Here is a 22,852-nt window from a genome sequence, read left to right on the forward strand (position 1 = left end):
AGGGCGCGCGGGCCCGGGGCGACCGGGGAGGATGGGCGCATGAGCACCCTCGACCGCCTGACCGCCGACCTCACCACCGCCCTCAAGGCCCGTGACACCCTGCGCACGAGCACGCTGCGCCAGCTCATCGGGGCCGTCCGCCACGAGGAGAAGGCCGGCACGGTCGCGCGCGAGCTCACCGAGGACGAGGTGCTGAAGGTGCTGGCGCGCGAGGCGAAGAAGCGCCGCGAGTCCGCGCAGATCTACACCGACGCGGGTGCGGCCGACCGTGCCGCGACGGAGACCGCCGAGGCGGACGTCGTCGACGAGTACCTGCCGACGCGGCTGAGCGACGACGAGCTCGCCGCGCTCGTGGACGCCGTCGTCGCCGACACCGGCGCGTCGACCCTCAAGGAGATGGGCGCCGTGATGAAGGAGGCCACGGCCCGCGCGGCCGGGCGCGCCGACGGCAAGGCCCTCTCGGCGCTGGTCCGCGCGCGCCTCGCCGGCTGACCCTCGCACCCGGGGTGTGCAGGGTTCGTCACGCTCGGCGTGACGAGCCCTGCACACCCGAGTCGGTGTCCGCGGGTGCCGGTTCCTCGCGCGGGGCGTCCGCCTGCGCCATGGCGCGACGGCCCGACGGCAGCGCCACGGCGGCGACGACGACGAGCAGGAGCGCGACGCCCGCGGCCACGAGCAGCGACTCGACGCTGTACCGGTCGGCCAGCGGCCCGAACGCCGACATGCCGAGCGGCATCGCGACGGCCATGACGATGCCGACGAACCCGAACACGCGGCCCTGCCGCTCGGGCTCCACACGCTCCTGCAGCACGGTCATCGTCGGCGTGGAGAAGAACGGCACACCGAGACCGACGAGGAACATGAAGCCGAAGAACACCCACATGCTCGTCGACAGCCCCAACCCGACGTTGAGCACCCCGAACAGCGCGGTGACCAGCACGACCATGTGCACCCGGTTCCGCAGGCCACCCCACCACGCGACGGCCACGCCGCCCAGGGTCATCCCGATGCTGAACGCGAGCTCGTTGACGGTCAGCTTCCACACCTCGTCGCCGAACGACCGCACCACCATGAGCGGCGTGAGGAACGACGGCGCGACGATGAGCACGAACACGACGCCCCACATGGCCAGCACCCAGCGGACGAACGGCGAGCGCGCGACGTACCGCACGCCGTCGGCGAGGTCGTGGACGTAGCCGCGTACGCCGGCGACCTGGTCGGTGCGCGCGATGCGGGGCACGGGGACGAGCAGCAGCAGCCCGATGCCGATCATCGCCGTGACGACGTCGACGAAGAAGATGGTCTCGATCGACGCCCACGCGTACAGCCCGGCGGCCACCGCCGGGGTGACGAGCATCATCGCGGACTGGATGGTGGCGTTGATGCCGTTGACGCGCATGAGCTTGTCGGTGGGGACGATCTGGGGGAGGAGCGCCCCGACGGCGGGTGTCTGGATGCCCGCACCGGCGGACCGGATCGCCGCGGTGACGTAGAGCAGCCACAGGTCGTCGTACCCGGACAGCATGAGGACCGCCAGGGCGAGCGTGGTCGCCGCGATCGTCGCGTCGGCGCCGATGATGAGCGCGCGCCGGTCGAGCCGGTCGGCCCACACCCCGCCGAACACCGACACGACGGCCTGCGGCAGGAACCCGACCACGGCGTACACGGCCATGACGGAGCCGGATCGCGTCTCGAGCGTGAGGTGCCACATGATCGCGTACTGCACGAGCATCGAGCCGAGCAGCGAGAACGTCTGACCCGTGAGGAAGACGGTGACGTCGCGTCGCCAGCGGGGGAGCTCGGTGGGGGGCGAGGTCATCGGTCCTCAGCAGTGGTCGGGGGCGGGGCGTAATGGGGGTGGACCCTGCACGCGGGCAGGACTCATCGGGGGCCCGCCATGCTCACCCGGCGGGTCCGGCGTGTCACCGGAGATCGCCGGATGTCGGTGGGCGGGTGCACCATCGTCGGACGCGGGAGGACCGACGACGCGTGGCGCACCGACGACGGGGAGCTCGATGACGGCGACGATCACGGCCACGGGGCTGGCGAAACGGTACGGCCAGGTCGAGGCCCTGCGAGGGCTCGACCTGGAGGTTCCGCAGGGTACCGTCCTGGGCCTGCTGGGACCGAACGGCGCGGGCAAGACGACCGCGGTGCGCATCCTCACGACGCTGCTGCGCCCCGACGGGGGCACGGCGCAGGTCGCGGGTGCCGACGTGCTGCGTGAGCCCGACCGGGTGCGACGGCGCATCGGCCTGTCGGGGCAGAACGCCGCGGTCGACGAGAACCTCACGGGTGCCGAGAACCTGCAGATGATCGGGCGGCTCTACGGCTTCCCGCGGCGCCGCGCGCGGGCCCGGGCCGACGCGCTGCTGGGGGCGTTCGACCTGGCCGACGCGGGTGGGCGGCCCGCCACGACGTACTCCGGCGGCATGCGGCGGCGCCTGGACCTCGCGTGCGCGCTGGTCGCCGAGCCGCCCGTGGTGGTGCTCGACGAGCCGACCACGGGGCTGGACCCGCGCAGTCGGCTGCAGATGTGGGACGTCGTGACGGACCTGGTGCGCAGCGGCACGACGATCCTGCTCACCACGCAGTACCTCGAGGAGGCGGACCGGCTGGCGGACGCGATCGTCGTCATCGACCACGGCCGGGCGATCGCGCGCGGCACGGCCGACGAGCTCAAGGCGCAGGTCGGCGGCGAGCGCGTGGAGGTGCTGGTGGCCGACGCCGCGGACGCGGAGACCGCGCGGGCGGCGCTCGCGGCGCAGTCGTCGGGTGACGAGGTGCACGCGGACGGTGACGGGCGCGCGCTGTCGGTCGCCGTCGCGGACGGCACCCGCGCGCTGCGCACCGTGCTGGAGCGGCTCGACGCGGACGGGGTCGCGGTGCTCGAGGCCGGGCTGCGTCGACCGACCCTCGACGACGTGTTCCTCACGCTGACGGGCCGCACTGCCGAGGACGTCGAGGAGGGGATCCGGTGAGCACGCTGACGAGGGCGCTGGTCGACACGCACGTCGTCGCCAAGCGCAACCTGCTGAAGATCCTGCGCGTGCCCGAGATCCTCGTGGCGGTGCTCATCTCGCCCATCATGTTCGTCGTCCTGTTCGCCTACGTGTTCGGCGGGGCGATCGACCCGGGCGACGGCGTGAGCTACCGCGAGTTCCTCATCCCGGGGATCTTCGCGCAGACCGTGGTGTTCGGGGCGACCTTCACGGGTGCGGGCATCGCGGAGGACATGCAGAAGGGCATCATCGACCGGTTCCGGTCGCTGCCGATGTCGCAGTCGGCGGTGCTCGCCGGGCGCACGGCGTCGGACGTGGTCTACAACGTGCTCTCGCTCGTCATCATGTCGCTCACCGGGCTGCTGGTGGGGTGGCGGGTGCACGGCACGCTGCTCGAGGCCGCCGCGGCGTTCGGGCTGCTCGTCGTCTTCGCCTACGCCGTCAGCTGGATCATGGCGCTCGTCGGCGTGCTGGTGCCGAGCGTCGAGGTCATCAACAACGCGTCGTTCATCGTCATCATGCCGCTGACGTTCGTGTCCAACGCGTTCGTGCCGCTCGACTCGTTCCCGGAGCCGCTGCGCCGGGTCGTGGAGTGGAACCCCGTGTCGACGCTCACGCAGGCGTGCCGGGAGCTGTTCGGCAACACCAACCCGGCGGCGCCGGTGCCGGACGCGTGGTCGATGCAGCACCCGGCGCTGTACACGCTGCTGTGCGTCGGTGTGATCCTCGTGGTCTTCGCGCCGCTGGCGATCGCGCGGTTCCGGAGCACGTCGAGGTGAGGTCCGGAGAGTGAGAGCCGGGTGAGAGGTGTCGCACGACACGCCGCACGGACGCGCGGTCTGGGCGGTTCGCGCCGTCTGACCGGGCCGTGCGCCCTGGTCTCGTCGGCACGAGCCAACTACCGTTGCGCAAGTGACTGAGAACCGTGCCAACAGCACCGCGCCGGTGACCGCCCCGCAGCACTCGGTGGAGGGCTTCGTCAAGGAGTTCCTCCGCGAGCTGCACTTCGGGCAGGGCGTGACGATGGAACGCGCCAGCGTCAACGACCAGTACCTCGCCCTGGCGCGCACCGTGCGCCAGTACCTCATGGCACGGTGGCTCGAGACCGCCCGTCGCCAGCGCGAGGCGCAGGCCAAGTCCGTCGCGTACCTGTCGGCCGAGTACCTGCTCGGGCGCCAGCTCGACAACGCGCTGCTCGCCACGGACCTCTCCGAGATCGTCGAGGAGGGCCTGGCGTCGCTCGGCATCGACCTCGCGACGCTGCGGGACCAGGAGGTCGAGCCCGGACTCGGCAACGGCGGCCTCGGGCGGCTCGCCGCGTGCTTCATCGACTCCCTCGCGACGATGAGCGTGCCCTGCATCGGCTACGGCATCCGCTACGAGTACGGCATCTTCCGCCAGACGTTCGTCGACGGCTTCCAGGTCGAGCAGGCCGACTCCTGGCTCTCGCTCGGATCCCCGTGGGAGTTCCCGCACCCCGAGGCCGCGGTGACCGTGCACTTCGGCGGGCGGACCGAGAAGTACGACGACGAGGGCGTCGAGCGCACCCGCTGGGTGCCCGCGTGGGACGTCCTCGGCGTGCCGTACAACTACATGGTCCCCGGCTACCGGAACGGCCGCGTCAACACGCTGCGCCTGTGGAGCGCGCAGGCCACCAACGCGTTCGACCTCGCGATCTTCAACTCCGGCGAGTACGTCGACGCCGTGCGCGCGCAGACGTTCGCGGAGAACATCTCGAAGGTCCTGTACCCCGAGGACTCGACGCCGCAGGGCAAGGAGCTGCGCCTGCAGCAGCAGTACTTCTTCGTCGCCTGCTCGATCCGCGACTTCGTCGACAACGTGCTGCCCGCCGACTTCGACCTGCACGACCTGCCGTCGCGCATCATCTTCCAGCTCAACGACACCCACCCGGTGATCGCCGTGCCGGAGCTCATGCGCGTGCTCGTCGACGAGAAGAAGTGGGACTGGGACGAGGCATGGGCCGTCACGCAGCGCTGCTTCGCCTACACCTGCCACACGCTGCTGCCCGAGGCGCTCGAGGTGTGGCCCGTCGAGCTGCTCGGCCGCCTGCTGCCGCGGCACCTGGAGATCATCTACCGCATCAACGACGACTTCCTCGCGCAGGTCGCGCAGCGCTACCCGGGCGACGAGCTGCGGCTGCGGCGCATGTCGATCATCGCCGAGCACCCCGAGCGCTCGGTCCGCATGGCGTTCCTCGCGACCGTCGCCGGTGCCAAGGTCAACGGCGTCGCCGCGCTGCACTCGCAGCTCCTGCGGGACAAGGTGCTGCCGGACTTCTCGGAGTTCTGGCCCGACAAGTTCACCAACGTCACCAACGGCGTCACGCCGCGGCGCTTCGTGCGGCTCGCCAACCCCGCGCTGTCCGAGCTCATCACCGACGCCATCGGCCCCGGCTGGCTCACCGACCTCGCGCGGCTGCGGGAGATGGAGCCGCTCGCCGACGACGCCGACTTCCGCGAGAAGTTCCGCGCCGTCAAGGCGCACAACAAGCAGCGGCTCAACGACCTGCTGCAGCGCCGTGACGGCATCACGCTGCCCGGCGACGCGATGCTCGACGTGATGGTCAAGCGCCTGCACGAGTACAAGCGTCAGACGCTCAAGGTGCTGCACATCGTGTCGCTCTACGAGCGGATCGTCAGCGGCGAGCTCGACCCCACGTCGATCCCGCCGCGCGTCTTCGCGTTCGGCGCCAAGGCCGCTCCCGGCTACAAGATGGCCAAGCAGACCATCGCGCTCATCAACCACGTAGGCCGCACGGTCAACCAGGACCCACGCGTCAAGGGGGCGCTCACGGTCGTCTTCCCGCCCAACTACAACGTCACGCTCGCCGAGACGCTCATCCCGGCCGCCGACCTGTCGGAGCAGATCTCGCTCGCCGGCAAGGAGGCGTCCGGCACGGGCAACATGAAGTTCGCGCTCAACGGCGCCCTGACGATCGGCACGGACGACGGTGCGAACGTCGAGATCCGCGAGCTCGTCGGCGACGAGAACTTCTTCCTCTTCGGTCTCGTCGAGCCGGAGGTCGACGCGCTCGTCACCGCCGGGTACCGGCCGGCGGCCTACTACGAGGAGAACCCGACCCTGCGCCGCGCGATCGACCTGATCGCGTCCGGGGCGTTCGCGGACGGCGACCGCACGGTCTTCGAGCCGATCGTCTCCAACCTGCTGCACGAGGACCGCTTCCTCGTGCTCGCGGACTTCCAGGCGTACGTCGACGCGCAGGACCGGGTCGACACGGCCTACCAGGACACCGAGGCGTGGACCCGGTCCGCGATCCTCAACGTCGCCCGCACCGGGTTCTTCTCGTCCGACCGCGCGATGTGGGACTACATCGACCGCATCTGGCAGACCCAGCCGGTCGTCGCGCGCTGACGTCCGCCCGTCCGGCGCACCGCCGTCGGACGCGCCCCACGGCCCCGCTCCCCGCGACCTCGTCGCAGGCGGCGGGGCCGTCGCGCGTCCGCCCACAGCGTGTTGCGCCGCGGCGCCCGCAAGTTCACTCGTCTGCTGCGTCCGATACCTCCCGGAGCGGGCGGTGCAGGCGATTTCTGGCGGATGACCTGCGACGACGCGCGGCTCTAGCCTGCGACGAGCAGTTGTGCAGCACGCCACGGTCCGCGAGTCCCGCGGACGACGAAGGAGCAGCCTCGTGACTCGTCATCTCGCCCGCCGCAGCGCCGCGATCGTCGCGCTGTGCGCCCTCGCTCTGGGGGGCAGCGCCGTCGCCGCCCAGGCCGAGAACCCCACGCCGACCCCGTCCGCGACGGCCGAGGTGACCCCGACGCCCACGGTGACGCCGACGCCCGGGCCGACGTCGACGCCCGAGCCGACGGTCACGCCCTCGCCGACGGCCACCCCCGAGCCGACGGTCACGCCGTCGCCGTCGCCGTCCGCCACGCCCACGCCCGAGCCGACGCAGGACCCGTTGCCCGTCGTCGACGCGCCGGTCGTCGAGGTCGTCCAGCCCGCGTGCGTCGGGACGACCCCGGTGACCAAGGGCCGGATCGTCGTCAAGCCCGCCGCGTCGGTCGTGTGGGCGGTCGTCGTCGCCGGCAGCGACGGCGGCGCCGACGAGGACTTCATCGCCGAGGCCGAGGAGCCCGGCGAGAAGGGTGACGTCGAGGTCGCGCCCGGGGCCTACGAGGTCTGGGCGCTGGCGCTCGAGAGCGAGTTCGCCGAGGACCTGGGCGACTGGCGCGTCAAGGAGTACTTCATCGCGCGCGACGTCACGGTCAAGGCGCTGGCCACCGCGTGCCCGACGGCCGCCGGTTGGGCGCCGGCCGCCGACCAGCTGACGCCCGCCAAGCAGGGCGGCTTCACGACGGCCGCGCGCGTCAACCAGGGCGGCTCGCTCACCCTGAGCGGCCTGCCCGCCGGCGCCCGGGTCCGCCCGTTCCTGTTCTCGGTGCCGACCGACCTGGGCGCCGCGACCGTGGCCGCCGACGGCCGGCTGCAGGTGACGGTGCCCGCCGCCACGACCACGGGCACCCACCGCGTCGCGGTGTACCTGGCGGACGGCACGCTCGTCGGCTGGCAGTACGTGGAGGTCCTGGCCGCCGGGCAGTCGCTGGCGGCGACGGGTGCCGACGCGCGGGCAGGGCTGCTCGCCGGCGCCGTGCTCGTCGCGGCGGGTGGTGCGCTCGTCCTGGCCCGTCGCCGGATGACCGCCTGACCGTCCGGGTCCTGCACCCGGCCCGGGGACGCTGACACCCCGGGCGCGAGAGAGCGGAGGGCTCAGCGGCGCTTGCGCGGGGGTGTGCGGCGGCCGTCGGGACGCGGGGTGCGGGGTGCGCGGGTGGCCCGCGGCGCCGCCTCGGGCGTCCCGCGCCCGCGGGAGCTGCCGGCGGTGCGGCCGCGGACGATGCCGACGAGCTCCTGCACGTGCGGGTGCTCACCGTCCGTGCGCCACACGAGGACCACGGGCGAGCCCGGCGCGTCGGGGACCACGCGCACAGCGGTGCCGCGGCGGTCGTGCAGGCGCGCGAGGGAGTGCGGCACGAGCAGGACACCCGTGCCCTGGGCGACGAGGTCCGCGGCAGTCGGCACGTCGGGGACCTCCAGCGGCTCGACCCCCGGCGGTGCCCAGCCCAGCACGTCGTCCCCGGGCACCAGGAGAGCCTCGCCCGCGAGGTCGGGCACGTCGACCTCCGGCACCACGGTGAGCACGTGGTCCTTGCGCACGACGACGACGGTCCGCTCGGTCCACAGCGGCACCACGGCCCAGCCGGTGGTGGTGCTCGGCACCGTCGCCGACAGGCCCGCCGCCCGCTCGACGCCGTCCGGCGGCAGCCGCAGCACGGCCGCGTCGACGTCGCCGCGGAGCACCGCGTCGACCGCGCCGGCGGCGTCGGCGTGCACGACCTCGAGCGGGTCGTGCGGCAGGCGCTCGCGCCACACCCGCGCCCAGCGGTCGGGGCTGGTGCCGGGTACCAGGAGCAGCCTCATCGCACACGCCGCACGACGAGGTCCGTCACGGCGTGCCCCAGGTCGAGGCCGCGCTGCTCGAACCGTGTGACGGGTCGGTGCGCCGGCCGCTCCACGACCCCGCCGTCGAGGTCCGGCTCGGCACCCAGCACGTCGCGCATCTGCCCGGCGTAGTCGGCCCAGTCGGTCGCGACGTGCAGCGTGCCGCCGATGCGCAACCGGTCGCGCAGCAGGTCGACGTGCGCGGCTTGCACGAGGCGGCGTTTGTGGTGCCGGGCCTTGGGCCACGGGTCGGGGAAGAACGCGTGCACCGCGTCCAGGCTGCCCGGGGCGACGTCGCGGCGCAGCAGCCGCAGCGCGTCGCCGTGCGCGACGCGCACGTTCGTCAGTCCCAGGCGCTCGACGAGCAGCAGCAGCGCCGCGACGCCGGGCAGGTGCGCCTCGACCGCCAGCCAGTCCCGGTCCGGGTCGGCGGCAGCCATCGCGGCCGTCGCGTCGCCCATGCCGGAGCCGATCTCGACGACCACGGGCGCGTGCCGCCCGAACAGCGTCACCGTGTCGAGCCGCCCGCCGGGCGTGCGCGGCGGGGCGGCGCGCGGGTCGTCGACCGAGAACCCCCAGCGGGGGAAGAGCCGGTCCAGCGCGTCGGCACGGTCCACGCCGAGCGCGGCGCGGCGCGGGTGGAACGTGCGCAGCGGCTCGTGCGGGCGCGACGCCCGGTGGGTGAACACGTCCTCGGCGGGCTGCACGTGGCCCACCCTACGCACTCACGCGACGACGTCCTCCGGCGGCGGCTGGAGCAGCGCCACGACCTCGCCCGCCGGGCCGCGCACCAGCAGCATCCGGCCGTACGGGGTGTCCTCCGGGCCGCTGACGACCTCGCCGCCCAGCTCGGCGACGCGCGGGGCGATCGCGTCGGCGTCCTCGACGGCGACGTACCAGGTCCATGCCGCCGGGACGTCACCCGCCCGGCGCCCGTACCCGCCGACGCCCGCCGCCGGCGTGCCGCCGACCGCCAGCGACGTGTACGTGAAGTCCGGCGCGCTCATGTCCTGCTGTGCGTACCCGAACAGCGCGACGTAGAAGCGCCGCGCCGCGTCGGGGTCCTTCGACATCTGCTCGGCCCACACGAACGCGCCCGGCGCGTCCGTGAGCTCCCAGCCGACGTGCGTCCCCGCCTCCCACAGGCCCACCACCGCGCCGGTCGGGTCCGCGAGCACGGCCACGCGGCCCAGGTCCAGCATCGTCACGGGTCCGGTGAGCACCGTCGCGTCCGCCTCGACGGCCCGTGCGACGCTCGCGGCGACGTCGTCCGTCGCCAGGTACACGCACCAGCCCGCCGGCCGGGGGGTGTCGGCCAGGCGGATGCCCGCGACGACCTGCCCGTCGACCTCCGCCATGACGTACCCGTCGGTCTCCGGCCCGCCGATGCTCAGCTGCCACCCGAGCAGACCGCCGTAGAAGCGCTGCGTCGGCCCGAGGTCCGTCACCGTGATGTCCACCCAGGCGGGGACGCCCGCAGGCCACGGGGTCGGGATGGCGGTCATGAACGGGTCCTCCGGGGGTCGGGGTGCGGACGGGGGTCCGCGGCAGGGCGTGCACAGCCAACCACTGCCGCACGGGTGGCGCACGACGCGACCACGGGGGCGTCAGCCCGCCGGCAGGCGGGCCGCGAGGAAGTCGGTCACCTCGCGCAGGTACCGCGCGCGCACCGGCGGGGCCGACAGCGCCAGGTCGTGCGCGCCGCCGGGCACCTCGACGAACGTGACGTCCGGGCCGAGGAGCGGTGCGCGCTCGCGCATGTGCGCGGGGTCCAGCACGGAGTCCGTGCCCAGCAGCGCGTCGTGGTGCCGCTTGTGGTCGCCGGCCGCGTCGGACGCGAGCACCAGGACGGGCACGTCGACGCCCAGCCCGCGGGCGACGCGCGCCTGCCCGCGCCGCACGGTGCGCACGAACCCCGCGCGCACCGGGAAGCCCTCGTGCGGCTTCCACGCGAGGTCGAAGTCCCACTCGCCGCCGGTGGCGCGGTGCAGCGCCCGGCCGTAGTGCGGCGCGATGCGGCGCACCGGCACGCGCGGTGCCGGGCGCCCGAGCACGTGGACGGCCGGTGCCAGCAGCTGCCGCTCGAACCGCGAGCCGCGCACGTCCAGCCACGGGGAGTTCAGCACGAGCGCGTCGACGAGTCCCAGACCGCGGCGCGCGTCCGCCCACAGCGCGGCGACCAGGCCGCCCGTGGAGTGGCCGAGGAGCACGACGACGTCGTGGTCCTGGCGCAGGAGCCGGACGGCGGCGTCGACCTCCTCGGCGTACACGCCCAGGTCGGCGGTGTCGTTCGGCGGGCGTCCCGGGCGGATCGAGCGGCCGTGGTCGCGCAGCTCGAGCGCGTACGTGTCGTAGCCCGCGGCGGCCAGCGCGTCACCGACGTGCGGGTGGAAGAAGTAGTCGACGAACCCGTGCAGGTACAGCACGGCGCGGCGGGTGGGCGGCGCGTCCGGGTCGGGGACGCGCCGCACGAGCGTGGCCTGAGGGGCGACGCGGGTCCGGCGCGTCACCGCGTCGGGCCGCAGGTGCAGGGTGCGTGCGCGCCAGCGCTCGCCCAGCACGTCATCGCGCTCGTCGTCCCACCGGTCGCGGGCCGGGCGGGCGTCCTCGTCGTCGACCACGCGCCGATCCTCGCACGGGTGCGCCGGGACCCGGGGCCGGCGCGACCGGGCGCAGGTCAGCTCCCGGCGGCCCCGCCGTCGTGCCAGGCGGGGCCGCCGGCCCGTGGCGCAGCGCGCCGGGGCGCTCAGGCCACCGATGCCGCGGGCGTGGGTGTGCGCATCGGGCGCGCCGCGACGTGGCCCTGGCCGGCGACGTCGAGCGCGAGGGCGGTGATGCGGGCGGTGCCGTCGTCCTCGACCTCCACGGTGGAGACCGACGCGTTCGGCAGCGGCACCAGGCCGACCTCGTCGACCGTCGCGAGGTACGCGCCGAGCGCGAGGCCGTGGCCGACGACGAGGACGTGCCCGTCGCGGTGCGTGGCGGCGATGCGTGCGAAGACGTCGCGGGTGCGGGCCATGAAGTCGGCGCCGGACTCGCCGCCGGGCAGGCCGGGGTGCGTGCCCGCGAGCACGTCGGTGACGAGGTCCGGCCACGCGACGACGTCGTCGAGGACACGCTCGGGGCGACGCTCGTAGATGCCGAAGGCGTACTCCAGCAGCCCGGGATCGGTGCGCAGCGGCACGTCCTCGTGGTGGCGCAGCAGCTCGACCGCGGTCGCGACGGCCCGGCCCGACGGCGACGACCACGCCGCGGTGAACGAGGTGCCCGCGAGGTGCCGGGCGGTGGCGCGGACCCCTGCGCGGCCGTCGCGCGTGAGGGGGGAGTCGCAGCGCCCCTGCAGGACGCGGCGCGCGTTGAAGTGGGTGCGGCCGTGGCGGACGAGCGTCATGGTGAGGGTCATCGATGCCCTGCTTTCGTCGAAGGTGGTGCCGACGTTAGGGGCGCGGCGTGACGCGACGACGACGGCGGTGTGACGCGTGCGTGACGACCTGGCGACTGTGCATCCCAGAGTTGAGCGGAATAGACTCAACTCTGGCGACCGTTGAGTCGAGCAGACCACGACCATGACGTGCGAGACCGCACAGGGAGGCATCTGTGGACGCGAAGTTCACCACCCGCTCGCAGGAGGCGCTGGGCGACGCCATCCAGTCCGCGAGCGCCGCGGGCAACCCGCAGCTCGAGCCCGCCCACCTCCTCGACGCACTGCTCCGGCAGGACGGCGGGGTCGCCAACGGCCTGCTCGACGCGGTCGGTGCGGACCGGGCCGCGCTCGGGCGCTCGGTGCGCGGCATCCTCGTCAACCTGCCGTCGTCCAGCGGCAGCACGGTCGCGCAGCCGTCGGCCTCCCGGCAGGCGGCTGCCGCGCTCGAGGCCGCCAACGCCGAGGCCCGCGCACTCGGCGACGACTACGTGTCCACCGAGCACCTGCTCATCGGGCTCGCCGCGGGGCAGTCGGGCGTGGCCGACGCGCTGCGCGCGGCCGGTGCGTCCCGCGACGCGCTGCTCGCGGCCCTGCCGACGGTCCGCGGCAGCGCCCGCGTCACCAGCCCCAACCCCGAGGGCACGTACAAGGCCCTCGAGCAGTACGGCATGGACCTCACGCAGCGGGCGCGCGACGGCAGGCTCGACCCCGTCATCGGTCGCGACGCCGAGATCCGCCGCGTCGTGCAGGTGCTGTCCCGCCGGACCAAGAACAACCCCGTCCTGATCGGCGAGCCCGGCGTGGGCAAGACCGCCGTCGTCGAGGGTCTCGCCCAGCGCATCGTCGCGGGCGACGTGCCGGAGTCGCTGCGCGGCAAGACGCTGGTGTCGCTCGACCTGGCGTCGATGGTCGCGGGCGCCAAGTACCGCGGCGAGTTCGAGGAGCGGCTCAAGGCCGTCCTCGCCGAGATCACCGCGTCCGACGGGCAGGTCGTCACCTTCATCGACGAGCTCCACACCGTCGTCGGCGCCGGTGCGGGCAGCGAGGGCGCCATGGACGCGGGCAACATGCTCAAGCCCATGCTCGCCCGCGGCGAGCTGCGCCTCGTCGGCGCCACCACGCTCGACGAGTACCGCGAGCGCATCGAGAAGGACCCCGCGCTCGAGCGCCGCTTCCAGCAGGTGTTCGTCGGGGAGCCGTCCGTCGAGGACACCGTCGCGATCCTGCGCGGGCTCAAGGAGCGGTACGAGGCGCACCACAAGGTGACCATCGCGGACTCCGCGCTCGTCGCCGCCGCGACCCTCTCCGACCGGTACATCACCGGCCGCCAGCTGCCCGACAAGGCCATCGACCTCGTCGACGAGGCCGCATCGCGCCTGCGCATGGAGCTCGACTCCTCGCCCGTCGAGATCGACGAGCTGCAGCGTGCCGTGACACGCCTGGAGATGGAGGAGGTCGTGCTCGCGGAGTCCGACGACCCCGCGTCCGTCGACCGCCTGGCGCGCCTGCGCGCCGACCTCGCCGACCGCCGCGAGGAGCTCGCCTCGCTCAACGCCCGGTGGGAGAAGGAGAAGGCCGGCCACAACCGTGTCGGCGACCTGCGCGTGCGGCTCGACCAGCTGCGCGCCGACGCCGAGCGCGCCCAGCGCGAGGGCGACCTCGCCACGGCGGGCCGCCTGCTGTACGGCGAGATCCCGACGGTCACCAAGGAGATCGCCGAGGCCGAGGCGTCCGAGGCCGAGCAGGGCGCGGGCACGTCCGCGACCCCGATGATCGCCGAGAAGGTCGGCCCCGACGAGGTCGCCGAGGTCGTCGCCGCGTGGACCGGCATCCCCGCCGGGCGGCTGCTGGAGGGCGAGACCCAGAAGCTGCTGCGCATGGAGGAGGTGCTGGGGGAGCGGCTCATCGGGCAGCGCACCGCCGTCGCCGCCGTGTCCGACGCCGTGCGGCGCGCCCGCGCGGGCGTCTCCGACCCCGACCGGCCCACCGGCTCGTTCCTGTTCCTCGGCCCGACGGGCGTCGGCAAGACCGAGCTGGCCAAGGCGCTCGCGGACTTCCTGTTCGACGACGAGCGCGCGATGGTCCGCATCGACATGTCGGAGTACGCCGAGAAGCACTCGGTCGCGCGGCTCGTCGGCGCGCCCCCCGGGTACGTCGGCTACGAGGAGGGCGGTCAGCTCACGGAGGCCGTGCGCCGCCGGCCGTACTCTGTGGTGCTGCTCGACGAGGTCGAGAAGGCTCACCCCGAGGTGTTCGACGTGCTGCTGCAGGTGCTCGACGACGGCCGCCTGACCGACGGGCAGGGCCGCACGGTGGACTTCCGCAACGTGATCCTCGTCCTGACGTCGAACCTGGGCTCGCAGTTCCTCGTCGACCCGCTCCTGGACGGTGCCGCGCGCCGCGAGGCCGTCATGGGTGCGGTGCGGTCGGCGTTCAAGCCGGAGTTCCTCAACCGGCTCGACGACATCGTCCTGTTCGACGCGCTCACGCTGCCGGAGCTCGGCAGGATCGTCGACCTGCAGGTCGCGTCGCTCGGCCGGCGGCTCGCCGACCGCCGTCTCACGCTGGACGTCACCGAGGGCGCGCGTGAGTGGCTCGCGATCGAGGGCTACGACCCGGCGTACGGGGCGCGGCCGCTGCGGCGGCTCGTCCAGAAGGAGATCGGCGACCGCCTGGCGCGCGCGCTGCTCGCGGGCGAGATCCACGACGGCGACACCCTGCGGGTGGACCTGGGCGACGGGGCGCTCACGGTCGTCCCCGTGTCGTCCTGACCCACGCGGCGAGGGTGTGAAGCGGACGGGACGCCATGGGGGCGGGGATCAGGACGCGGGGGTCGCCGTGCCGTCGACGAACGAGCCCGTGACGGGCGCGGCCGGCACCGCCACGCACAGGCCCGTCCGGTCCCCGTCCGACCAGCTCGCGGCGGTGGGCGCCCACGTCACCAGGTCGACCCCGGCGGCGACCTCCTCGTCGCTGAGCACGCAGGCCTGCGCGACGCGGGCGTGCGCGGCGTCCTGTCCCGGCCACACGGCTGCGGCGTCGAACGCGTACTGCCCGACCACCTGTGCGCCGTGCGGGTCGGCGCACGGCACGACGTCCACCCGGTCCACCTCGCCGTCGGCGGGCAGCGCCGCCAGGCACGAGCCCGTCACGAGCTGCACCGCGAACGCCGTCGTGGGCGCCGCGACGTCGGACGGGAGCGGGCGGCTGCGCGCCGCGGTGACGGCCCGTGTGCCCAGCACGGCGCCGACGGCCAGCACGACGACGGCACCGGCCACGGCCGAGCCGACGACCAGGCGTCGCCGCGACCGGGCCCGCGCGGCCGCGGCCTGCTGCCAGCCGGGCGCGTAGTACGTCGGCGGGTTCGGGTCCTCGGGGACGTCGTGAGCGCCCGGCTGCGGCTCGGCGCTCAGGACGACGTCCCTGCCGGGGCGACGAGGGAGTCGGTGGTGCCGAGCACGTCCTCGTACACGCAGTAGCCGGCGAGCTGACCGGCGGCCACCTGGTCGGGGTGCGGCAGCCACACGTCGGTGTAGCCCCAGTCCAGGAGCTCGGGGTCGAGCGCCGCGACCGCTGCGTCGCACTGCTCGAGCGCCGCCGTCAGCACGGGGTCGTCGACGGTGAGGTCCGTCGCGGGTGCGCCGGTCGCGGTCAGCAGCGCGACCACCTCGGCGTCGTGGTCCTGCGAGCAGGGCACGACCTCGGCGTCACGCAGGTCGTAGTACTCCGGCATCGCGACCCAGCAGGTCCCGAGCGCGACGTCCTGCGGCAGCGCGTACGACGGCAGGACGTCGAGCGACCCGTCGCTCGGCTCCCCGAGCTCGCTCAGCAGGTCGTCGAGCGACCCGCCACCCGAGCTCCCGAGCTCCTCGTCGAGCTGACCGAGGAGCTCGTCGAGGTCCTGGGACGACGACCCTCCGCTGCCGCTCTCGAGGTCCTCGAGGAGCTGGTCGAGCGATGACCCGCCGCCCAGGAGCTCCTCGGTCTGGCTGATCGTCGACGAGGTCACCTGTGCGGCCCAGACGAAGAACCAGACGAGGAGCCCGATGACGATCGTGCCGACGGCCCCGAGGGCGATGCCGGCGATCGCCAGGCCACGCCCACGCCTGCCGTTGCGCTTCAGGCGGACGAGCGCACCGATGCCCAGCCCGATGCCGATCGGCCCCGGGGCGCCCGCCATGAGCAGGAGCCCGGCTCCCGACGTGACGAGCGAGGCGACGGCGAGCCCGTCGGTCGGGACCTGAGGGGCGTACCCGTAGGGCTGCCCGGACACCCCGGGGGCCGGCGCGCCATATGGCGGGGCACCGTACGGCGGCTGCCCCCCGTACGGGGCCTGCCCGCCGTACGCAGGTGCACCGTACGGGGCCTGCCCGCCGTACGCAGGTGCACCGTCAGACGCCTGCCCGCCGTACGGCGCCGCCCCGCCACCGGGTCCCGGCGGCGCGCCGACCGGTGCCTGCCCGAGCGCCGGTGAGCCGGGCGCGGGCGTGCCGTACGGGGGCGCGGTCGCGCCGCCGGCAGGCCCGTACCCGGGCGGGGCCTGCGGGACGGGGGGCGCCACCGGCGGCCGGGGCGCCGCGTCGGGGCGCACGGCCCAGGGGTCGTGCGGTGCCGGAGCGCCGGCGCCGCCGGTCGCCGGGGCGGTCGGTGCGGCGGTGCCCGGGACGAGTGCGGGCGCCGCGGGTGACGCCCAGGTCAGCGGCTGGGTGTCACGCAGGGTCGTCGTGATCGGCTGGGTGTCCCCGACGGCGGGCACGGGCGGCTCGGGTGCGGCCGGCTCGGGTGCGGCCGGCTGCGCGTAGACGGGTGACGACGGGGTGCCCCAGGCCGCGGAGTCGGGGGCAGCCGGCGGCTCGGGCGTCGCGGGGGCCGCGGGTTCCGGTGCAGCGGGCGGCTCCGGCGTCGCGGGCGGCTCCGGTGCGGGGGGCGGGGTCGCAGCGCGCTCGGGGCTGCGGTCGTCGGTGGGCGACGTCATGGACGGCAACCTAGCCGAGTGTGGGCCTGCTGACGTGCCTGCGCGCACAGTCCACCCGGTGGGGTGGTGCCCGGATCAGGGCTCCGCGATCTCGAGCACGACCGGCACGTGGTCCGACGGCTGCTTGCCCTTGCGCTCGTCGCGCTCGATCCGCACGCCGGTGACGCGTGCCGCCAGCGTGGGGCTGGCGTACGTGAGGTCGATGCGCATGCCCTCGTTCCGCGGGAAGCGCAGCTGCTGGTAGTCCCAGTACGTGTAGGTGTGCTCGGCGGGCACGTGCACGCGCGACACCTCGCTGTAGCCCGCGTGGGCGAGGGCCTCGAAGGCCTGCCGCTCGGCGGGCGTGACGTGCGTGCGGCCGGCGAACCGGGCGATGTCCCACACGTCGGTGTCGAGCGGGGCGATGTTCCAGTCGCCGACGAGCGCGACCTGCGCTCGCGGGTCCGCGGTCAGCCAGCCCTCCGCGGCGTCGCGCAGCGCACCGAGCCAGTCGAGCTTGTACGTGTAGTGCGGGTCCTCGATCTCGCGACCGTTCGGCACGTACAGGCTCCACACGCGCACGCCGCCGCACGTCGCGCCGAGCGCGCGGGCCTCGGCGACGCCCGGGTCGCCCCACGTCGGCTGCCCCGGGAAGCCGCGCTCGACGTCCGTCAGGCCCACGCGCGAAACGATCGCGACGCCGTTCCACTGCGAGTACCCGTGCGTGGCGACCTCGTACCCGAGCGCCTCGAACGGCTCGCGCGGGAACGCCTCGTCCTTGACCTTCGTCTCCTGCAGCGCGAGCACGTCGACGCCTGTGCGCTCGAGGAACGCGACCGCCCGGTCCACGCGCGCCCGGATCGAGTTGATGTTCCACGTCGCCAGCAGCATGGGGCGAGAGGCTACCGGCCGGGTCGGACAGGGCCGTCGCAGCTCAGGTGGGGCGACGCCCGCGGCCGCGGACGAGCGCGTCGCAGTCCCGCGGAGCACCGTGACGGCGTGCGTCGAGCTGCGGTCCGAGCGCCGCCACCGCCCGACTGCACCACCGACGTCACCGCATGCAGACCGCGTGGTCCCGTCGCCCGCGCGCTGCCGCTGTTCCCCGTTCGTCCGGCCAGGTGACATCTCCCGCAGCGCTGGTCACCACCGGCCACTGCCGGTTACCGTGCCCCACCTGGACGTACAGGACGTACCGGGCGAACCGCCCGCCCACCGTCGCCGCGACTCACGGAGGACAGATGACGGCCGACCTCGCCGGGCGTCGCGCGCTCGTGACGGGCGGGGCGAGCGGCATCGGGCGCGCGGTCGCGGTGGCGCTGGCCGCGGCCGGCGCGGACGTCGCCCTGACGTACCTCACGCACGACCCGGCACCCGTGGTGGCCGAGATCGAGTCGATGCGACGTCTGGCGTTCGCGGTGCAGCTCGACGCGCGGCACAGCTTCGACGTCGACGCGGCGGTGTCGAGGGCGGCGAAGGCGCTCGGTGGGATCGACATCCTCGTCAACAACGTCGGCGGGCTCGTCGACCGGCGTCCGTTGGCGATCACGGACGACGCGCACTGGCACCACGTCATGGACCTCAACCTGTCCTCGGTGTTCTACACGACGCGTGCGACGCTGCCGCTGCTGCCCCGCGGCGGCCGGATCGTGACGGTCGGTGCGCAGGCGGCGCTCAGCGGCGGGGGCACGGGTGGCGTGCCGTACGCGACGGCGAAGGCCGCGGTCGAGGGCTTCACGCGCGCGCTCGCGCGTGAGCTCGGGCCGCGGGAGATCACGGTGAACGCGGTGGCGCCGGGTTTCGTCCGCGACACGCCGTTCCACGCCGTGCACACGCCCGAGCCGGCGCAGCGGGCCGCGGTCGCGGCGACACCGCTGCGGCGCGCGGGGGAGCCGGCGGACGTGGCGGCGGCGGTGCTCCACCTGGTGTCGGACGCGGCGTCGTTCGTCACGGGGTCGGTGCTCGACGTCAACGGCGGGGCGTGGTTCCGGTGAGGCGTCGTCGACGTGGTGTCGGAACTTTCGTCCGGACGGACGCAACCTGGGGCGCTCCCGGGCGGTAAGGTGCGGTCGCGACGAGGTACGGCAGGGGCACGACCAGGAGAGATGGGCGGGATCCGGTGAGCGCAACGGGGACGGGCGTCGACGACGTCGCGGTCGGCACGGCCGTCGAGGCAGGGCCGTTCGACGGTCCCCTCGTCGAGGGCGTGTTCACCGCGGACCCGTCCGGTCACGTGTGGGACGGCGTGCTGTACGTGTACGCGTCGCACGACGAGGAGACCGGCGCGCAGCACGACGACGACGGCAGCCACTTCGACATGCGCGACTACCGCGTGCTCGAGCTGCGCGACCTCGCGGGCCCGGTGATCGAGCACGCCGTGCTGCACGTCGACGACGTGCCGTGGGCGGACCGGCAGATGTGGGCGCCCGACGCCGCGCGCCGCGGCGACACGTTCTACCTGTTCTTCCCCGCCAAGGACGCCGAGGGCGTCTTCCGCATCGGCGTGGCGACGTCCTCGTCGCCGACCGGCCCGTTCATCGCCGAGTGCGCGCCCCTCGACGGCGTCGGCAGCATCGACCCCGCAGTCCTCACGGACGACGACGCGGCGTACCTGTACGTCGGCGGCATCATGGGCGGCCAGCTGCAGCGCTGGGACGGCGGCACCTACACCGGCGTCGACCGCTACCCCGCACCGCACGAGCCCGCGCTCGGCCCGCTCGTCGCGCGCCTCACCGACGACCTGCTCGCGCTCGCGGAGCCGACGCGCGAGGTCGTCGTCACCGACCCCGACGGCGTGCCGCTCACCCAGGGTGATCCGCGCCGGTTCTTCGAGGGCCCGTGGGTCTCGAAGATCGACGGCGTCTACCACCTGCTGTACTCCACGGGCGGCGCGCACACGCTCGTCCACGCGACGTCCGACTCGCCGTACGGCCCGTTCACGTACCGCGGCACGGTGCTCGAGCCCGTCGCCGGGTGGACCACGCAGGGCTCGATCGTGCAGCTCGACGGCGCGTGGTACCTGCTGTACCACGACGCCCGCTCGTCGGGCCGCGACCACCTGCGCAACGTGCGCATCGCGCCGCTGACCGTGCACCCCGACGGACGGCTGACGGCCGACCCGCGCTGAGGCGTCAGCGCCGGCGCAAGGCCCGCAGGGCCTCGACGAGCACGACGGCGCCGAGCACCCACGGACCCGCGACGATCACCGGGTCGAGGACCTGGTGCCGCACGTCGGGCCGGCCGCGCCGCGACGCGACGGGGTGCCGGCGCGGCTCGGCGAGCACGCCGGTCTCGGTGAGCGGGTTGTCGGGGCGCAACGTGACCAGCGAGCGCAGGTGCGCCTCGGCGGCGTCGACGCGGTCGCCGGCGATGAGCAGCAGCCAGTGCGCGAGCCGGCCCTCGCTGTAGCGCTCGTACGCGAACCGGCGGATCGCACCCGACAGCCCGTGCAGGGGCTGCGCGGTGCCGAACACGGGCGGCAGCTGCTCGTGCTCGATCGACCGCTCGCGCGGGTACGTCTCCTCCTGACGGTCCGGGACGTCCCAGTGGGCCCCCGTCTCCAGGTCGGTGCGCTCGCGCGGCACCTGCGGCCGCACGGCGGGGTCGAGGTCGGCACCCCAGCCGGGGATGCGGGCGCGCAGCTCGTCGGGGGTCTCGGGCAGCGGGGGCTTGCGGGCGGTGTAGGGCATCGCGGTCCTCTCAGGCGGCCGACGGGACGATGAGCGGCTTGATGCAGCCGTCGAGCTTGGACGACATGACGTGGTACGCCTCGGCGATGTCCTCCAGCTCGAACCGGTGCGTGACGACGTCGCTCGGCTTCAGGTAGCCCGCCTGGATGTGCTCCAGCAAGCGCGGCCACTGCCGGGCCGCCGGTGCCTGGTTCATGCGCAGCGTCAGGCCCTTGTTCATCGCGTCACCGAACTTCACGGCCGAGAAGATCGGCCCGTACGCACCGAGGACGGAGACGGTGCCGCCCTTGCGGACGGCGTCGATCGCCCAGTTCAGCGCGACCGGCGAGCCCCCCTGCAACTTGAGCTTGGCGGCCGTGACGTGCTGGATGAGGTTGCCGTCCGCCTCGGCGCCGACGGCCTCGATCACGCGGTCCGCACCCAGCCCGTCGGTCGCCTTCTTCAGCGCGACGACGACGTCGTCGTGCTCGGCAAAGTTCACGGTCTCGGCGTACGCGAACTCGCGCGCCTTCTCCAGCCGGTACTCGAGCTGGTCGACGACGATCACGCGCCCGGCGCCCATGAGCCACGCGGACCGTGCCGCGAACAGCCCGACCGGCCCGGCGCCCAGCACCACGACCGTGTCGCCCTCGACGACGTCCGCGAGCTGCGCACCGAAGTACCCGGTGGCCAGGGCGTCCGTCATGAGCACGGCGTCGTCGTCGGACAGCCACTCGGGGATCCTCGACGGCCCCACGTCGGCGAACGGCACGCGCACGTACTCCGCCTGCCCGCCGTCGTAGCCGCCGGTGGAGTGCGAGTAGCCGTAGATCCCGCCGATCGCCGTCGCGTTCGGGTTGACGTTGTGGCAGTTGGAGTACAGGCCGCGGGCGCAGAAGAAGCACGTGCCGCAGTAGACGTTGAACGGGACCATCACGCGGTCGCCGACCTGCAGGTTCTGCACGGACGACCCGACCTTCTCGACGATGCCCACGAACTCGTGGCCGAACGTGTGGCCGACGCGCGTGTCCGGCATCATGCCGTGGTAAAGGTGCAGGTCGGAGCCGCAGATGGCGGCCCGCACGACCCGCACGACCGCGTCGTTGGGGTGCTCGATCCTCGGGACGTCCTTCTCCTCGACCCGGACCTTGTACGGCCCGCGGTAGACCATCGCTCGCATCGGACTCCTCCACGTCGGGTGGCCTCCAGGGTGCGCAGGTCTGCGCCGGACCGCACCTCGGGGAGTGACTCCGGTCTCAGCGCGCGCTCTCGGCGCCGGGCGCTTACGGTCGAGAGGACGAGCCGCGGCGGAGAGTCGCGAACCCCGCCGCCCGTCCGCACCCCGCACCCGACCGCACCGGTGGCACCGCCACCGGCGCTACTCGGCCGCGCCCCGGCCTGCACCGACGACGCCGAGGCCCGGCGTCGTCGAGAAGGTCACCGGAGAGCTCAAGGACACCCTCAGGAGCGAGTGAAGGAGAGCGCGATGAGCACGAACGACACCGGCGGTACCGCCGCGCACGTGGCGGGCACCGCCAAGGACGAGGCTGCAGGGCTGGCGCACGCCGCCGCCGACAGTGGACAGAGCCTGCTGCAGGAGGCCCGCCACGAGGCGGCGGACGTCGCCGCGACGGCCGCGGGCCAGGCCCGCGACCTCCTCGGCGAGGCACGGACGGGCCTGGCCTCGCAGGCCGCCGAGCAGCAGGGCAAGGCCGCGGCGAGCCTGCGGACGCTCGGGGACGAGCTGGGCCGCATGGCCGACTCCTCCGACGGGGGCCTGGCGACCGACCTCGTCCGGCAGGTCGCCCAGCGCACCGACGGCGTGGCGACGTGGCTGGAGGACCGGCAGCCCGGGGACGTCCTCGACGAGGTGACGCACTTCGCGCGGCAGCGGCCCGGCCTCTTCCTCGCCCTCGCGGCCGGTGCGGGCGTCCTCGCCGGGCGGCTCACGCGCGGCCTGAAGGACGCGCCGTCGCCGCAGCACCGGGCCCCGGCGCGGTGCGCACGGAGCCGGCGGCCGCCACGACGCCGCCCGCTCCGGCGGCCGCTCCGGCGGCCGCGCCGGTGCGGACCACCGCGTACGACCGTCCTGCCACGACGGGCCCGGCCGCGGGCACGTCCTCGCCGGGCTACGGCCCGACCACGTCGTGGCCTCCGGGTGCCGCAGGCACCACTGCCACGAGCGGGCCGGGCGTCGGTGGGCCCGCGCCGGTCGTACCCACCTCGGGCCACGTGCCGGCGGCCGACGACGCCGGGACGGCCGGGGGTGACCCGCTGGCCGGTCTCACCCGTGAGGACCGGCCGTGACCGGGCCGGGCGA

The 22,852-nt window shown here is 74.3% G+C and carries 20 protein-coding genes; 8 read left to right on the forward strand and 12 right to left on the reverse strand.

What is annotated here, in order from left to right; genetic code table 11:
* The first annotated feature begins 39 nt into the window (after positions 1-39).
* Positions 40-492 (forward strand): GatB/YqeY domain-containing protein, encoded by a 453-nt coding sequence (locus CFLA_RS02695; protein WP_013115782.1) that lies wholly within the window; start codon positions 40-42, stop codon positions 490-492.
* Positions 493-520: 28 nt separating this feature from the next.
* Here the strand turns inward: CFLA_RS02695 and CFLA_RS02700 are convergent, their stop codons facing one another.
* Entirely contained in the window at positions 521-1,819 is a 1,299-nt protein-coding gene (locus tag CFLA_RS02700) for an MFS transporter (protein WP_013115783.1), read from the reverse strand.
* Between the two features lie 196 nt (positions 1,820-2,015).
* Between CFLA_RS02700 and CFLA_RS02705 the strand changes: the two genes are divergently transcribed.
* The 4 genes from CFLA_RS02705 to CFLA_RS02725 all read left to right on the forward strand — a co-directional run bounded on the left by CFLA_RS02705 (position 2,016) and on the right by CFLA_RS02725 (position 7,695).
* Positions 2,016-2,981 carry a daunorubicin resistance protein DrrA family ABC transporter ATP-binding protein gene (locus CFLA_RS02705; protein WP_013115784.1) on the forward strand — a complete coding sequence of 322 codons (966 nt, stop codon included), beginning with the start codon at positions 2,016-2,018 and terminating at the stop codon, positions 2,979-2,981.
* Positions 2,978-3,781 (forward strand): ABC transporter permease, encoded by an 804-nt coding sequence (locus CFLA_RS02710; RefSeq protein ID WP_013115785.1) that lies wholly within the window; start codon positions 2,978-2,980, stop codon positions 3,779-3,781. Before CFLA_RS02705 ends, CFLA_RS02710 begins: the two co-directional genes overlap by 4 nt.
* A gap of 133 nt (positions 3,782-3,914) precedes the next feature.
* Positions 3,915-6,395, forward strand: a complete 2,481-nt coding sequence (locus CFLA_RS02715; protein ID WP_013115786.1) for a glycogen/starch/alpha-glucan phosphorylase — start codon at positions 3,915-3,917, stop codon at positions 6,393-6,395.
* A 277-nt stretch (positions 6,396-6,672) separates the two neighbouring features.
* Complete coding sequence (locus tag CFLA_RS02725; protein ID WP_013115787.1) at positions 6,673-7,695, forward strand: LPXTG cell wall anchor domain-containing protein; 1,023 nt, start codon at positions 6,673-6,675, stop codon at positions 7,693-7,695.
* Between the two features lie 62 nt (positions 7,696-7,757).
* Here the strand turns inward: CFLA_RS02725 and CFLA_RS02730 are convergent, their stop codons facing one another.
* The 5 genes from CFLA_RS02730 to CFLA_RS02750 all read right to left on the reverse strand — a co-directional run bounded on the left by CFLA_RS02730 (position 7,758) and on the right by CFLA_RS02750 (position 11,892).
* Complete coding sequence (locus CFLA_RS02730) at positions 7,758-8,468, reverse strand: LysR substrate-binding domain-containing protein (protein ID WP_013115788.1); 711 nt, start codon at positions 8,466-8,468, stop codon at positions 7,758-7,760.
* Complete coding sequence (trmB, locus tag CFLA_RS02735) at positions 8,465-9,196, reverse strand: tRNA (guanosine(46)-N7)-methyltransferase TrmB (RefSeq protein WP_013115789.1); 732 nt, start codon at positions 9,194-9,196, stop codon at positions 8,465-8,467. The genes CFLA_RS02730 and trmB overlap by 4 nt, the downstream gene beginning before the upstream one ends.
* A gap of 18 nt (positions 9,197-9,214) precedes the next feature.
* On the reverse strand, positions 9,215-9,994 hold the full coding sequence (locus CFLA_RS02740; protein ID WP_013115790.1) for a VOC family protein: 780 nt from the start codon (positions 9,992-9,994) through the stop codon (positions 9,215-9,217).
* Between the two features lie 102 nt (positions 9,995-10,096).
* On the reverse strand, positions 10,097-11,110 hold the full coding sequence (locus tag CFLA_RS02745) for an alpha/beta hydrolase (protein ID WP_013115791.1): 1,014 nt from the start codon (positions 11,108-11,110) through the stop codon (positions 10,097-10,099).
* A 125-nt stretch (positions 11,111-11,235) separates the two neighbouring features.
* Complete coding sequence (locus tag CFLA_RS02750) at positions 11,236-11,892, reverse strand: histidine phosphatase family protein (protein ID WP_013115792.1); 657 nt, start codon at positions 11,890-11,892, stop codon at positions 11,236-11,238.
* A 194-nt stretch (positions 11,893-12,086) separates the two neighbouring features.
* Here CFLA_RS02750 and clpB point away from each other — a divergent pair, with 194 nt between their 5' ends.
* A complete protein-coding gene (clpB, locus tag CFLA_RS02755) occupies positions 12,087-14,684 on the forward strand; it encodes an ATP-dependent chaperone ClpB (protein WP_013115793.1) in 2,598 nt (865 codons plus the stop codon).
* A 48-nt stretch (positions 14,685-14,732) separates the two neighbouring features.
* On the opposite strand, the gene CFLA_RS02760 is transcribed toward clpB, so the two are convergent.
* From CFLA_RS02760 to CFLA_RS02770, 3 genes are all read right to left on the reverse strand, one after another.
* Entirely contained in the window at positions 14,733-15,191 is a 459-nt protein-coding gene (locus CFLA_RS02760; RefSeq protein WP_013115794.1) for a septum formation family protein, read from the reverse strand.
* 131 nt (positions 15,192-15,322) lie between these two features.
* Positions 15,323-16,186, reverse strand: coding sequence for a DUF4190 domain-containing protein (locus CFLA_RS19880; RefSeq protein ID WP_148234269.1), 864 nt, complete (start codon positions 16,184-16,186; stop codon positions 15,323-15,325).
* 777 nt (positions 16,187-16,963) lie between these two features.
* Positions 16,964-17,758, reverse strand: a complete 795-nt coding sequence (locus CFLA_RS02770; protein ID WP_013115796.1) for an exodeoxyribonuclease III — start codon at positions 17,756-17,758, stop codon at positions 16,964-16,966.
* A 347-nt stretch (positions 17,759-18,105) separates the two neighbouring features.
* On the opposite strand from CFLA_RS02770, the gene CFLA_RS02775 reads away from it, so the two are divergent.
* On the forward strand, positions 18,106-18,858 hold the full coding sequence (locus tag CFLA_RS02775) for an SDR family NAD(P)-dependent oxidoreductase (protein ID WP_013115797.1): 753 nt from the start codon (positions 18,106-18,108) through the stop codon (positions 18,856-18,858).
* A 125-nt stretch (positions 18,859-18,983) separates the two neighbouring features.
* Positions 18,984-19,991 (forward strand): family 43 glycosylhydrolase, encoded by a 1,008-nt coding sequence (locus CFLA_RS02780; RefSeq protein ID WP_013115798.1) that lies wholly within the window; start codon positions 18,984-18,986, stop codon positions 19,989-19,991.
* A gap of 4 nt (positions 19,992-19,995) precedes the next feature.
* Here the strand turns inward: CFLA_RS02780 and CFLA_RS02785 are convergent, their stop codons facing one another.
* The 3 genes from CFLA_RS02785 to CFLA_RS02795 form a co-directional block, all read right to left on the reverse strand.
* Positions 19,996-20,553, reverse strand: coding sequence for a hypothetical protein (locus CFLA_RS02785; RefSeq protein ID WP_013115799.1), 558 nt, complete (start codon positions 20,551-20,553; stop codon positions 19,996-19,998).
* A gap of 10 nt (positions 20,554-20,563) precedes the next feature.
* On the reverse strand, positions 20,564-21,712 hold the full coding sequence (locus CFLA_RS02790) for a zinc-dependent alcohol dehydrogenase (RefSeq protein WP_013115800.1): 1,149 nt from the start codon (positions 21,710-21,712) through the stop codon (positions 20,564-20,566).
* Between the two features lie 198 nt (positions 21,713-21,910).
* Positions 21,911-22,516 carry a hypothetical protein gene (locus CFLA_RS02795; protein ID WP_043598731.1) on the reverse strand — a complete coding sequence of 202 codons (606 nt, stop codon included), beginning with the start codon at positions 22,514-22,516 and terminating at the stop codon, positions 21,911-21,913.
* Between the last annotated feature and the right edge of the window lie 336 nt (positions 22,517-22,852).

It is taken from the genome of Cellulomonas flavigena DSM 20109 (assembly GCF_000092865.1).
Taxonomy (GTDB): Bacteria; Actinomycetota; Actinomycetes; order Actinomycetales; family Cellulomonadaceae; genus Cellulomonas; species Cellulomonas flavigena.